The sequence below is a fragment of the Aquimarina macrocephali JAMB N27 genome (assembly GCF_000520995.1).
GTDB classification, from domain to species: domain Bacteria; phylum Bacteroidota; class Bacteroidia; order Flavobacteriales; family Flavobacteriaceae; genus Aquimarina; species Aquimarina macrocephali.
Genome location: NZ_JACA01000050.1, coordinates 13,342 through 27,401, shown reverse-complemented (window position 1 = coordinate 27,401; position 14,060 = coordinate 13,342). Strand labels below are relative to the sequence as shown.

Genomic DNA, 14,060 nt, shown 5'->3' with positions numbered 1-14,060 from the left:
AAGCTTATTTTAATATAAAGGCTCCCTTTTTGTCTGTACGATGAAAAGGGATTTCTTGTTTTTTACAACTAATTTCCCACTGATCGATATCGCTTTTATAGTTACTTGCATCTGCAACGATTTGTTTTGGATGTAAGCTATCTATTACTCTGTCCAGGTGAATTTTTGGAGAATCTGATAATATAATAATATCAGGTTGAAAGCTTTTGATATGATAGATTGAAGTGCTGTCAATAACCATAATAGTTTGTTTTTTATATTGGTAAATGTTTTTTAATCGCATAACGGTATCCAAAGTAGCTTGATTTTTGGTGAGATAGTTACCGAATAAGAAATGTTGTGTTTTTACAGCAATAGTATCTTTACTGTAGATTCTCAATTGCTCGTTTTCTAGGATCCCCAAAGTAGTGTTACGCTGGTTATGAAATACAATTAATTCTTCCAGATTTGATGCCGTATGCTTTTCGTAGATCAAAATTGAAAGTAGTATAATAATGGATATCCCTAACCAATAAAATTTTCTTCTTTCATATTTTTTAAACAGCATTGTTGAAAGAATAATAATGAAATATAAGATAATACCTATACTGGTCGAGAAAGGAATATTTTTAATAACAAAACTTTCTTGATCGGCTATCCATGCAATAATAGTATTCATAATGTCAATACAATTACCAAATAAAGCTGCTATAGACTCAGGAAGAATATTTAGATAAGCGAGCAGAATAACCAATATCCCAAACCCGAGAATACCTCCCAAAAAAGGAATAATAATGAGGTTAGAGATAAAAAATAAAAGCGGAAACTGATGAAAATAAAAAAGAGAAAGAGGTAGCAGTCCAAGTTGAGCAGCTATAGTAACTGTAAATGTTTCCCAGAGTTTTTTAGAAAGATAAAACCTAGGCCGGTATATTTTGAATAATAAGGGTTGTATCCAGGCTATCGCAAAAACTGCTAAATAACTTAATTGAAACCCTACCGAAAACAATAGTAAAGGGTTAAAGCAGATTAATATAAACAGAGAAATAAACAATGAATTATAAATACTTGTTTTGGATCTAATTTGCATTCCTATGGCAAGAAAAGAAAACATAGTGACTGCTCTAAGTACCGATGGGGATAACCCTGCAATAATAGCAAAACACCAAAGCGATAAAATAGTGAGAGTTAATTTGATTATTTTTCCATTTTTATAATATCTGTCAAGAGGTTTTAAAAAGAAATTTAATAGTAGTAAAATGATTCCGACATGAAGCCCCGATACTGCCAAAATATGAATAGCACCAGCATCTCGGTAATCATCAAATGTATCTTGACTTATATCTTGCCTTTGTCCCAAAAGCAGGGCATTGATAATAGATAACTGTGTGGAGTCAAAATCATATTTGGATAATTTTAAAGTACAGGTTTTTCTAATTTGATTTGCTAAGTACCCTAGTGAATATTCAATTTTATGATTATCAATAAGCTGATGAGGCAATACAATGATCCTATGTGATATATATTGAGTATATAAATGTTTTGAGTAATCAAATTGGTATGGGTTTAAGGCACGAGGAATAGGTTTTAGCGTTGTGAATGTGGTGTAAGTGTTGCCTATATCCAAAATGTTTTGTGAGCTATCTCTAGCGACCTGAAGTAATATTTTACCATGTGCTGCTTTGTCATCTACAAATTTGGTAGAGACAATGTATTTATTATAGTAGAATGAAGGCTTTAATCGTTCTTTAATATAAAATTGAATTCCTATATCATATGGTTGCACTTTCGGATTAATATGATTGCTATAATGGCTAGAATAGTTCTTTGGGTTGTGGATTTTGACTAAAGCTATTCCAAAAATGATAAAAACAACAACCATTATAATAACAAAGGAATATCCTTTGCTGAATATCTTTTTTGATTGTTTCCATGAAACACCAAGTATACAGATAGAGATTAAGAAAGTTAATACTACAATTTTAGGAACAATAGTCAGATGGCGCCCTATAAGTATACCGAGTAGGGTCGAAATAGTGATAACTATAAATGGAATATTAATGAGTTTCACATTAGAGACTTATGTAACAAGTTATTTTGAGTAATCATTAATTGCTCAAAAATGTTCATAGTACAATGATAGGGGACCCCAGTTTCATTTTTCGGAACTGGGATTATTAAGGAAGTAGGAGCAACCTTGTTTAGGAATTTATAAGAGGATATATTATTTTCCCGGTAAAATAGAAGTGTAAATACGCGGGTTATAAGACTCTTCTGGCACCAGCAAAGCACTTGTTCCAATATTTCTCATCAAGACTAGATATAATAACCCCTCTTGATGTAGATGCATGTATGAACTTAATGACTCCTTTGGTTTCAACGACAAGCCCTACATGAGAAATAACATTTTTTCTTTTATTGGTTTTAAAAAAAAGTAAATCACCAACGATTACCTTTTTTAATGATATAGCTTTGCCCTGGGTAGCCATAGTTCTGGAGGTTCTCGGAAGGACAATATTCTCTTTCTTAAATGAAGTATATACCAAGCCAGAACAATCCATTCCTTTTTTTGTAGTACCTCCAAATTTGTATCGGGTACCACCAAAAGTTTTAGCATAACTCACAATGCTTTTAATTTTTTTGGAGTTAGGGCTTCTGGTTGTTTTGACCTTAACGCTAGTTTTATTTTTTGAAGTTATAACCGCTTTGTTTTTAGAAGAACTCCCACAAGAGGTTAAAACTATAGTTATAGTAATTAAAAGATAAAAGACTACTCTTTTCATTAGACTTGGGTTTGTAACAAAAGTACACGTTTTTGCTTAAAATTTTCAAGAGTTAATATTGTTTAAGAACCTTCCAATTTTTATTATTGCCATAAATAAATACTTTGTACTAGTACAAAGTATTTATTTACACCTTGGAATTACGGGTTTTGCGGTATTTGTCTAAGGTTATAGAGTAAAAGACAATATATTTTAATACCTTATTAGTTAAATACTTATTAATATTCTTCAGATGAAATTGAAGGTGCTCCCATATAGTATGTGTTTTTTAATACATTTTGGTATTGTCTCTTTGACAGCACAAGTTGCTGATAAAGAGATAAATTCTGATAGTATAAGGGAAATTTTAGAAGAATCTTCAAAGTCATTTTCAACACAAACAAAGGAAGGGAAAGAAAAGGGGATCTATTTTTTAGAACTCGCAGAAAAATTGATAAAAAAAGTTAATGATCCCTTGCTTGAAATTCAGATTAATAGAACGAAAATAGATTTTTTTCTTGGTACTCGAGATACCCTTAGAGTTGAAGAGTATTTAGCCAAAAATCTAAAAATCATTAAACTAATAGATAATAAAAGACAGCTAGGATTGTATTATGAAGGACTTGGAGTGCATAAATCTATGCAAGGAAAAAAAGAAGAAGGGTATCAAGCTTATCTTATTGCAGAACAGCTATTAAGGAAATATGGGAAAACTAAAGATGTGATTGATATTAATTACAACCTTAGTGTGAGGTATTTGCAGGAAAAAAGATGGAATGAATCTATTGAACATGCACTAAAATCAACAAATGCAATAAGAAAAACAGGAGTCAAACAGGATAGAAGAAAGAATTTAAATCTGTTTTTGACAGAAAGTTATATCAATTTAAAAGAATTTGAAAAAGCAGAACTCTATTTTGACACTATTGAAAAGGAAAAATCTGCTTATTCTGGAGATTTAAACTTTGAAGGAAGGTTGTATTCTAATAAGGGGTTGTATTATGAGAAGATTGGAGACTATAAAAATGCAACACTTTTTTATAGTCAATCCTTTAATAATCTTTTAGAGTACCATGCACAAAGAACAAGAGAAGTAAGTACCACACTTGCATTATCCAATCAATTAAATCTGAAAGAAGAAGAAAATAAAAGGATAAAACTAGAAAATGACTTAAAAGCCGAGCAATTAAGAAATAGAGGTTATATTATCTCGTTAAGTGTAATAATTATTCTGGGATTAATTCTAATGAGTATAATTCAATACAGAGTCTCTTTATATAAAACTAAAATAAATAGATTGCTCCAAAAGAATTATGGAAAATTAGTAGAAGCTAATCAAAAAGTAGATGAAGCATTAGAAGCTAAATCAGAATTTTTGGATTCGGTAACTCATGAACTTCTCACTCCGTTAAATACAATAAAAGGAACAACATTTTTATTGCAAAAAGAAGAATTGACACCTCATCAGGTAAACCAAATGAAGTTAATCAATTTATCTAGTGACTATTTATTGAATTTGATTGCCGATGTAATTCATCTAAATGATCTTGAAAAAGGAAAATTAGAGCTGAAAAATGAGAAATTTGATCTAAGAGAATTATTGAATAACTTAATAGATTCTTCTGTGTTAATGAAGGATAATAACAATAAAATTCATAGAAAAATAGATAGTGATATCTCTGGTCATCTAAAAGGGGATGCCCTCAGAGTTTCCCAAATCTTCTTGAATATATTGGATAATGCTTTAAAGTTTACGAGAAACGGAGATATTTATATTGAAGCCTCACTGGTTTCGAAAATAGATAATAAAGCAGAAATAGAGTTTTCTGTCCGAGATACCGGTATAGGTATGTCTGAAAAGCAAATTAGTAAGGCTTTTGAAGCTTTTCATCAGGGATCAGTTAAAATCAATAGAAAATATGGAGGTACCGGACTAGGGTTGTCGATCGTAAAAAAAATACTGAAATTACAAGGAAGTGATATTATTTTAAAATCAAAACCAGGAAAAGGGACTTCAGTTTTGTTTACCATGAAATTTGATATTCCTGAACAGCTAATAGAGAAAAATACTTTCTCGGGAAATGGTCATGACGAATCGCTAGAGAGTATTAATGTTTTGTTGGTTGAAGATAACAAGGTAAATCAATTAATTACAGAAAAAATAATTTCAAATTATGGCTTTTACTGTGATTCTGCTAATGATGGAAAAGAAGCAGTAGATATGGTTAAGAAAAATAAATATTCTATGATCTTGATGGATATTATGATGCCAAAAATGGATGGCTTTGAAGCAACAAAATATATTAAACAATTTGATAAAGGAATACCAATAGTTGCATTAACGGCAATATCCGAAAAGCTAAACAGAGAAAAATTTAACGAAGTAGGAATATACACTGTTCTTAATAAGCCGGTAGATCCAAAATTGCTTTACGAAACCATTATGGTGTGTTGTGACAAATAGAAAATCAATTTTTTATAGATTCCACAATTAATTTTGCGGTTTTATCATTGGCACCTCTACCACCAAGTTTTTTTTCAAGATCATAATAATCCAAAAACATAACAGCTCTTTTATAATCATCAATTATTATCGTAAGTTCTTCCTTAAGTCTTTTAGGATTAAATTCATTCTGTATTAATTCGGATACAACTGGTTTATCCATAATTAAGTTTACCAAAGAAATATAGTCAAGGCTAATAATTCGTTTTGCAATTTGATAAGAAATATAACTCCCTTTATAGCATACAACTTCTGGCACTTTAAATAAGGCGGTCTCTAGAGTCGCAGTACCCGAAGTTACTAAGGCAGCATTACTAAGACTTAATAAATCATATGTTCGATTCATAATTAAGTGAACTCCTTGTTTTTTAATAAAAGGAGCATAAAAAGAAGTTTCCTGACTTGGTGCACCTGCAATGACAAACTGGTAATTAGGGAAATCATCTACAACAGTAAGCATAACCTCAAGCATTTTACGAATTTCTTGTTTTCTGCTTCCAGGAAGTATGGCAATAATAGGGCGATCGTCCAAATTATATTCAGCCTTAAATTTTTCGGGCATAATTTGCTTATGATCTGCAATAGCATCAATTAATGGATGTCCTACAAATTGAACCGGAAATTCATGTTTATCCTCATAAAAAGATTTTTCAAACGGTAGAATTACGTACATCATATCAACACATCGTTTGATAGATTTTATTCTTCCTTCTTTCCATGCCCATATCTGAGGAGAAATATAGTAATGTGTCCTGAATCCTTTTTCTTTTGCCCATTCTGCAATACGCAAATTAAACCCCGGATAATCTATAAAAACAATTGCATCTGGTTGAAAACTTGTAATATCTCGTTTACAAAGTTTTAGATTTTTAAGAATGGTAAACAAATTTAATAAAACCTCTATAAACCCCATAAATGCTAAATCTTTATAGTGTTTAACCATCGAGCCATCAACAGCCTGCATAAGATCTCCACCCCAGAATCTGAATTCTGCTTGAGGATCCTCTTTAAGAATTGATTTCATAAGATTTGCACCGTGCAAATCCCCAGATGCTTCTCCCGCGATGAGGTAGTATTTCATGTGTTTATATTTACTATTTTTCAAAAGTCACATGCTGTTCGCTATTAATCATTGTTTTGGAGTGATAAAGCTTTTAGCATGCTCATTTCATGTTTTTTAATTTTCTTAAGGGCAGATAAAATATCAAACAACTACAAATTTAACGTTTCCGAAGTATCGAAAACTAACATTTGTTTTACCGATTTTATCTAAAAAATATGATATTATGTTTTTAAGATCATCCAAATTTACTAATTGCAATACAAATAGCCGCAATAAGCGTAGCAAGAAGCACGCCACGAGCTCGATATATATTATTTTTTCTTAAAAAAAGAAAGAAAACAATTAGATTAGGCATCGCTCCTAAAGCAATTAAGCTTCCTAAAGAATCATTCTCTGCAGAAGCTTTTACCATTTCAGTAAATGATAATCCCTGAGAGCTTAGTGCAGAAAAAATAAATACGCACAAGATAAATCCTATAGCATTCACAAATAAGCCGATTGTAAAACCAATAATAATCTCTTTTTTAATCATGTAATGACCAATTGTTTAGTTCTTGTATAAAGTGATGAGCAGTAAGATCAAATTGAGTAGGTACTATAGAGATGTAGCCGTGATGTAGTGCCCATTCATCAGTGTCTTCACCTTTGTCTTCGTTAATAAATTCACCAGAAAGCCAATAATACTCTCGTCCCATCGGGTTTATTCTCTTGTCAAACTCTTCTACCCAATGGGCATTCGCCTGGCGGCAAATTTTTACACCTTTTATGTCTTCTTCGGTTAATTTTGGAATATTCACATTAAGAACTACTCCTTTTGGTAACCCGTTTTTGAGGACATTTTCTACAATAATTTTTACATATTTCTTCGAAGGCTCAAAATTTGCATCCATACTATAATCAAGTAATGAAAACCCAATGGCAGGAATTCCTTCAATGCCTGCTTCGACAGCGGCACTCATTGTACCCGAGTAGATTACATTAATTGCTGAGTTTGAGCCATGATTAATCCCACTTACGCATAAATCAGGTTTCCTGTCAAGGATTTCACGGGATGCCATTTTTACGCAATCTACGGGAGTCCCCGAACAACTATATTCCTTTTGTGGAGCATTTTTATTAATAACAACAGGATCACAATAGAGAGTGCTATTAATTGTTATAGCGTGACCCATTCCACTTTGCGGACTATCTGGAGCAACTACCACAACATCACCAATTTCATTCATAACATCTATAAGTGCACGTATTCCCGGGGCAGTAACCCCATCGTCATTAGTGACTAAAATCAGTGGTCTTTTTTGCGGCATAGCTTAAAATTTTACGATTGTAAAAATACACTTTTTTTATACGAAATAAGAATTCCTAAAAAGTCAATATCTACTAAATTAGTAATGATAAATATTTCATTGAAAAATTATAAAACTATAAATACGAACAGATGGGATTTTATGAGAATAAAGAGTAGGAAATAATATTAGCTCATTTAAGAAAAATTTAGTATTATTACGTGTTATTGGCACGATTTTTAATGTATTTTGCCTTGAATCCCTAAATTAAATGAGCGTATGAAAAAGAGTTTTTTGATTTTGATGCTTACCGTGATCGTTTCGGCAGCTTCTTGCAGTTTTACCACAAAGGTTGAAAATGATCCTGATAAAGATAAATTACTAATTGATTTAATAAGTTATGTCTTAGGTAAAGGGCATTATGATGCAAAGGATATAAATGATGATTTTTCTAAGGAAGTTTTCTCTGATTATGTTGATGCCTTAGATCCTCTGAAACGATATTTTTATAAAAGTGATATTGAAGAATTTAGGAAGTTTGAAAAACTGATTGATGATGAAATCAGAAATAAAGAAATTACTTTCTTTAATCTAACTTATGATCGTTTGCAACAGCGAATGGCAGAGGCTAGAACGTTACATAAAGAAATTTTGGAACAACCTTTTAACTTCGAGAAAGACGAAAGTATCGATACAAATTATGAAAACTTACCTTATGTAGATAGTAAAAGTCAAATGAAAGATCGTTGGAGATTGCAACTTAAGTTTAATGCATTATCCAGCTATTATGATAAAGTTGAAGAGCAAATAGATTCTGTTACCAAAAACAGTAATTATAGCCGTAAAACTTCGATTGTCTTAGAAAAAGAATCTCGTGAAATCACAAAAACTTCACTAAAAGAATATTTTGAATTTGCAGATGATTTAGAACGAAAAGATTGGTTTTCTATATATATCAATTCTATTGTAGAAGAATTTGATCCTCATACCTATTATTTTGCTCCTCAGGACAAAGATAGATTTGATATTGCAATGTCAGGAAAGTTAGAAGGAATCGGAGCCAGATTACAAAAGAAAAATGATAATGTAAAAATAATAGAGATCATTTCTGGAGGTCCTGCATGGAGAGGTAATGAAGTTGAAGTAGGGGATCTTATCATGAAAGTAAAGCAAGAAGATGAAGAGGAACCTGTAAGTATTGTAGGGATGCGACTTGATGATGCTGTAAGTTTAATTAAGGGCCCAAAAGGCACAAAGGTAATGCTAACAGTAAAGAAGGTTGATGGTACTATCGAGATTATAGAGATTGTTAGAGATGTTGTAGAGCTCGAAGAGACTTATGCAAAATCATCTACAGTTAAAAAGAATGATAAAACATTTGGGATTGTTAATTTACCAAAGTTTTATTTTAATATGCAAGATTATAATCAACGTAATGCTGCTAAAGATGTAAAACAAGAAATTATCCGTCTTAAAGAACAAGATATGGATGGTCTGGTAATTGACTTACGAGATAATGGAGGAGGTTCTTTACAAACTGTAGTGGATATTGCAGGACTATTTATAGAAAAAGGTCCGATAGTACAAGTTAGAACAAAAGGAGAGTCTCCAGAGGTTTTAAGTGATAAAGACAGAAATATACTTTGGGATGGTCCATTAGTTATTTTGGTAAATGAATTATCTGCTTCTGCTTCAGAAATATTAGCTGCGGCGATGCAAGACTATAAAAGAGCAATCATTATAGGAAGCAAGCAAACTTATGGTAAAGGAACTGTTCAAAACGTAATGGATCTTAATAGATGGATGCGCAGTAATGATTTTGGAGATCTGGGAGCCTTAAAACTTACTACTCAAAAATTTTATAGAGTTAATGGAGGTTCTACACAGTTAGAAGGAGTAAAAAGTGATGTTGTAGTTCCAGATCGTTATAGTTATATTGATATTGGTGAAAAAGATCAGGAAAATCCGCTGCCATGGGATAAAATAGCTGCTGCTGATTATGACCTTTGGGATGGTTATATTGATTTTGATCAAACAATCAATAATAGTAAAGAAAGAATGTCTAAAAATGATCAATTAAAATTAATTGAAGAAAATGCAAAGTGGGTTAGACAAAAAAGAGATATAAACAAATATTCTTTACAGTTTAGTAAGTATAAGTTAAATATTGCACTTAACGAGAAACAAGCAGAGCGTTTTGATGCGATTAGTGATTATAAGACCAATTTAACTTTTCAATCTTTACCTTATGAAAAAGAATTGATGAAAAAGGATTCGATTCTAACAGAGAAAAGAAAAAGATGGCATAAAAGCCTTAGTAAAGATGTTTATGTAGAAGAGGCGATTAGTGTTCTTGAAGATTTGAAAATCAATAACATTCGAAGATCTAAAAATCCACTTACTACGGTAAAGAATTAATACATATTAATGCCCAAAGAAAAATCAAACTCTTTAAGTATACTGGCGCTCCAAAAATTCAAGAAGAATTTTTGGGGCGTCTTGAGTTTTTATTTTATTGTTCTTTGTGCAATCATTGCGGTTTTTGCTTATGTATTGGCTCCTGATAATTCTCAGAATGCAAATCAAATGCATTTATCCATTCATTCTAAACCCCCTGGGTTTAAAGTTAAAATGCTCACTATTCCTTCTCAGGATGTATCTGATCAATCTTTTCTAAGTAAAATCTTTTTTGGAGAAAAAAATACAGATACAGAAACCCCTATTGATCGGTATACTACACAAAATGGCACACTAGAAATTTCTCCTTACAGTGAAGGAGAAATTATAGAATTGTCAAAAGAAATCAAATTTGAACGTTTTCCAAAAGGTTTAACATCAGAAGAGATAACTAATACCTATATAAAAACACAGACCTTTATTTTAGGTACCGATAAATACGGAAGAGACTTGTTAAGCAGAATGCTGGTCGGTATTAGGATTTCATTTTCTATTGGTTTTGTGGCTGTATTAATTTCTCTGATTTTGGGAATATCATTGGGGGCAATCGCAGGATATTTTGGAGGCAAAGTAGATGCCATGATCATGTGGTTAATAAATGTTACCTGGTCAATACCTACTTTGTTGTTGGTTATTGCTATTACTTTGGCCTTAGGAAAAGGTTTTTGGCAGGTTTTTATTGCAGTTGGGTTAACAATGTGGGTAGAAGTAGCTCGTGTGGTTAGAGGACAGGTATTAAGTGTAAAACAGATGCAATACGTGACTGCTGCAAAATCATTGGGTTTTACCAACTTTAGAATTATTACAAAACATATACTACCCAATAGTTTAGCACCTGTAATTGTGATTTCTGCAGCGAACTTTGCAGGAGCGATTCTTATCGAAAGCGGCCTAAGTTTTCTGGGAATAGGAGCGCAACCACCAATGCCAAGCTGGGGAGCAATGATCAAAGATCATTATTCTTATATTATCTTAGGTAAAGCATATCTTGCCATTATCCCTGGATTAGGGATTATGAGTCTGGTAATGGCATTTATGCTAATAGGAAATGCACTTCGAGATGCATTAGACGTGAAAGGGTAGAAAATAAAAAACCGTGTTGAGTATATAATACTCAACACGATTTACTGCTTTTAAAATTTGATTATCGTTTTTTTAGAAACAAGGCGGTCCTTGCACCCATGTAGTTCCGTTATGATAACAGCAACTTAAGGCAGGGTTGCAACCTCTTCTCTTAAAAATTAGAGGAGTTATTCCTCCTGCTATGTCTTTTTGTTGTTCTTTAGAAAGATGTTTAGCATCTTTCAATTTTGAAATCTGATTCATATCAATAGGTTTTAAGGTTAAAGATTTTTTGTTATTCAGTTTCAAGAGGTTCCTGAACCTCAGAAATAGTATCTTCTTGATTTTCTGTCATCATACTCATAAAATAGAAAAACTCACTATAATTATACTTTTTAGGATATAACGTAGTATTAATAAGTGATGCAGGAGTATAGTAGAGATCATTTTTTTGTGCCCATTCAGATTGTTTTTTCAAAACTTCAAGATGGTTTTGATTATCTTGAGGGATGCCATATTCTTTTATCCATTTACTATGAGTTCTGTCTGCAAACCACTTGTTGTAGGCAACAATAAACTCATCTGGTCCTTTACTATAATAGATTTCTAAAAGAATAAGAGCTATTTGTGTGGCTTTATCATTAGTATCGTCTGTTTTAACGTTTAAACGAATACTAATTTGAAGTTTATCCCCCATAGCTTTTAAAACGCGTGTGTAGGCCTCAAAAGCATCTTTGCAATACCCACACATAGGATTGGTAAGACTAATAATTTTAAAACTTGCATTAGGGTTACCTAAAATAATTTCATTTGGTATTGTCGAATTATCTTCAATCTTTTCTGAAATACTAAGCAAATGATTATAAATCTGACCATCTCTTTTGAAATGATTTAGTTTAAAGTTATCTGCTTTAAATTTTTTATTTTCTTTTACTTTTTCTTTGGTGTATAAATAGGCTAAAGCAAATAAAGACGAGAGCATTATAAAACTTACAACAGCCGAAATATCAATATTAAATGGAATATTAAGTATAGCTATGATTGCTAATCCAACAGATATAGAGCCCATCGCCAAACATACAGCACACCATTTTTTTACAATTAATGCTTGAGAATAAATAGAATATAAGATAAAAGGAATGCCTATCAATGAAGGGACTAATAATATACTATTGAAACCATAAAGTATTTGATATAATGAAATAGAACCAAAGAAAACTATCCCAGCATCGGCTAAAGAAAAATTCTTAAAAAGTTTACCACTATTGTTATTTATAACCTCTCCACAGTTCGTATTTCCGACCGATGTACAAAATTGATGCATAGCCTGAGACTGTATTCCTAAGCTTTCTCGTACAGCAAAGAAACTGAAAACAACTCCTGTAAATGATAACAGTAAAAAGAGAATTTGACTAATATCCCAGGGCCTTCCGTAAAAAGCGAGAATTAAACTAGTTACTAATCCAACAAATAATAGGTTTTGAATAAGAGATTGATTAGAAATAAGTTTTTGTTTTGCATTATACTCAACAGCAATTACCTTGGGAATCCAGATTTCTTTAAATTCATTAAAAGTGAATTTCTTTTTCTTTAGGCTGGTATGTTTAAGTTCAATACTATCATTTTTTTTGATTACCGTAACGATTTCCTCTGCATTTTCTACCGTTATTAATGAAATAAAACTTTTTGGAAGTTGATCCAAAGCATCCATAGGGATTTCTACGGCAATATTATCGATATCAAAATAATCTAAAGTGTCTGTAATAGATTGAAAACTGGGATAGCTGGGATGTATTTGTAATTGTAGTTCCAAATCCTTTTTGGTATAATTTCCAATCCTGTTTTGGATCAAAACACTTTCCACAATTTTTTCAATAGTATTATTCATGCGTATCTGGCTTAGTATTGTTAGTATACTATGTGGCATTTTAATTCTTAATGACAAGAAATACCACAAGTCATTTTACTTCAGAAAATAATTTTCTCTAAAGTAAAGATTTTATTGAGTAAAAAGGAATGCTTTGAGCTCAAAAAATATATGGTTAAACCGTAGTAAGGTTGTTTTTTTTTGTTAATTTTTTAATGTAAAACATTGATAAATATAATTTTACATGATATTTTGAATTGGGTCGGTCTAATAATAAAAATATCGTTAATCTTTTATAAAGTTTTAAAAACCAGCTATTCTTAATAGTCATGATAGCGTATTAGAATTATATAAATCCATATTAAGTAGTTGATTCTTTAAAAGAAAAGATGGGTTTGTGTAAATAGAGATGTGGTGTAAGAGGATGGATTTCTAGAAATCCATCCTCTTTTTTCCTAACTAAAAAATGGCAACTTTTATATATAGTCTACATTGTTTTTTTAGACAGGGTAGCTACATACATTGTCAATACATCTAGCACCTGTACAACAAGATATGCCATTTTTCCCCTTGCTACATGGAGCACCATTACAGCCACGTTTTTTTCCTCCGTTAATAGATTGCTGTTCTTTTTTGTTCAATGTTTTACCATTGGTAAGATTTAGAATGTTTGATAACATAATTAAAATTTAAATGAATTAATGTATTCCCCGAACTTTTATAGACACTCAGGTATGTGTCTCTAAGAGTTTTCATTATTTTTCTTAAAGTAATGTGAGGTTTTTGAGTAATTTAATTATGATAATACTGTATTGTTATTTTTCACGAAATTAGGATGCTATCAATGCTACATTGTCCTGATTCTTTGATTTTTCAAGAAATCAGGACAATTTTATATGTTTTTATTGGTGCACTATTTAAATTTATATAAAAGGAGTTTTTGATCTTGTTAGATATGTTATTGGATCACAAATAATAATCTTAACAAGACACAGATGTGTTGATATAGAGAATAATAAAAGAGGATGAATTTCTAAGAATCCTTCCTCTTTTTATAAACCAAAAACTAGAGGTTTATGAC

Annotated in this window: 11 protein-coding genes; 3 read left to right on the top strand and 8 right to left on the bottom strand. The window is 31.4% G+C overall.

Annotation, left to right across the window (positions count from 1 at the left end):
• Nucleotides 1–4 precede the first annotated feature (4 nt).
• Together Z054_RS0123235 and Z054_RS0123230 are read right to left on the bottom strand one after the other, a co-directional pair.
• Nucleotides 5–2,050, bottom strand: coding sequence for a ComEC/Rec2 family competence protein (locus tag Z054_RS0123235; protein WP_024772420.1), 2,046 nt, complete (start codon nucleotides 2,048–2,050; stop codon nucleotides 5–7).
• 190 nt (nucleotides 2,051–2,240) lie between these two features.
• On the bottom strand, nucleotides 2,241–2,762 hold the full coding sequence (locus Z054_RS0123230) for a C40 family peptidase (protein WP_024772419.1): 522 nt from the start codon (nucleotides 2,760–2,762) through the stop codon (nucleotides 2,241–2,243).
• A 232-nt stretch (nucleotides 2,763–2,994) separates the two neighbouring features.
• Between Z054_RS0123230 and Z054_RS30535 the strand changes: the two genes are divergently transcribed.
• Nucleotides 2,995–5,205, top strand: a complete 2,211-nt coding sequence (locus Z054_RS30535) for an ATP-binding protein (RefSeq protein WP_084050558.1) — start codon at nucleotides 2,995–2,997, stop codon at nucleotides 5,203–5,205.
• 4 nt (nucleotides 5,206–5,209) lie between these two features.
• On the opposite strand, the gene lpxB is transcribed toward Z054_RS30535, so the two are convergent.
• The 3 genes from lpxB to surE all read right to left on the bottom strand — a co-directional run bounded on the left by lpxB (nucleotide 5,210) and on the right by surE (nucleotide 7,614).
• The gene (lpxB, locus tag Z054_RS0123220) at nucleotides 5,210–6,325 is read right to left on the bottom strand and encodes a lipid-A-disaccharide synthase (protein WP_024772417.1); all 1,116 of its coding nucleotides are present in this window, start codon (nucleotides 6,323–6,325) and stop codon (nucleotides 5,210–5,212) included.
• 217 nt (nucleotides 6,326–6,542) lie between these two features.
• Nucleotides 6,543–6,839: a hypothetical protein gene (locus tag Z054_RS0123215; RefSeq protein ID WP_024772416.1), complete on the bottom strand. Its 297-nt coding sequence runs from the start codon at nucleotides 6,837–6,839 to the stop codon at nucleotides 6,543–6,545.
• Nucleotides 6,832–7,614 carry a 5'/3'-nucleotidase SurE gene (gene surE, locus Z054_RS0123210; RefSeq protein ID WP_024772415.1) on the bottom strand — a complete coding sequence of 261 codons (783 nt, stop codon included), beginning with the start codon at nucleotides 7,612–7,614 and terminating at the stop codon, nucleotides 6,832–6,834. Before surE ends, Z054_RS0123215 begins: the two co-directional genes overlap by 8 nt.
• Nucleotides 7,615–7,872: 258 nt before the next feature.
• Here surE and Z054_RS0123205 point away from each other — a divergent pair, with 258 nt between their 5' ends.
• Nucleotides 7,873–10,011 carry a carboxy terminal-processing peptidase gene (locus Z054_RS0123205; RefSeq protein ID WP_024772414.1) on the top strand — a complete coding sequence of 713 codons (2,139 nt, stop codon included), beginning with the start codon at nucleotides 7,873–7,875 and terminating at the stop codon, nucleotides 10,009–10,011.
• Between the two features lie 9 nt (nucleotides 10,012–10,020).
• Nucleotides 10,021–11,133: an ABC transporter permease gene (locus Z054_RS0123200; RefSeq protein WP_035093249.1), complete on the top strand. Its 1,113-nt coding sequence runs from the start codon at nucleotides 10,021–10,023 to the stop codon at nucleotides 11,131–11,133.
• A 72-nt stretch (nucleotides 11,134–11,205) separates the two neighbouring features.
• On the opposite strand, the gene Z054_RS31880 is transcribed toward Z054_RS0123200, so the two are convergent.
• The 3 genes from Z054_RS31880 to Z054_RS31400 all read right to left on the bottom strand — a co-directional run bounded on the left by Z054_RS31880 (nucleotide 11,206) and on the right by Z054_RS31400 (nucleotide 13,659).
• A complete protein-coding gene (locus Z054_RS31880) occupies nucleotides 11,206–11,376 on the bottom strand; it encodes a hypothetical protein (protein ID WP_161635331.1) in 171 nt (56 codons plus the stop codon).
• Between the two features lie 31 nt (nucleotides 11,377–11,407).
• Nucleotides 11,408–13,000 (bottom strand): vitamin K epoxide reductase family protein, encoded by a 1,593-nt coding sequence (locus tag Z054_RS0123190; protein ID WP_024772411.1) that lies wholly within the window; start codon nucleotides 12,998–13,000, stop codon nucleotides 11,408–11,410.
• Between the two features lie 479 nt (nucleotides 13,001–13,479).
• Nucleotides 13,480–13,659 carry a hypothetical protein gene (locus tag Z054_RS31400; RefSeq protein WP_152538657.1) on the bottom strand — a complete coding sequence of 60 codons (180 nt, stop codon included), beginning with the start codon at nucleotides 13,657–13,659 and terminating at the stop codon, nucleotides 13,480–13,482.
• Nucleotides 13,660–14,060 lie beyond the last annotated feature (401 nt).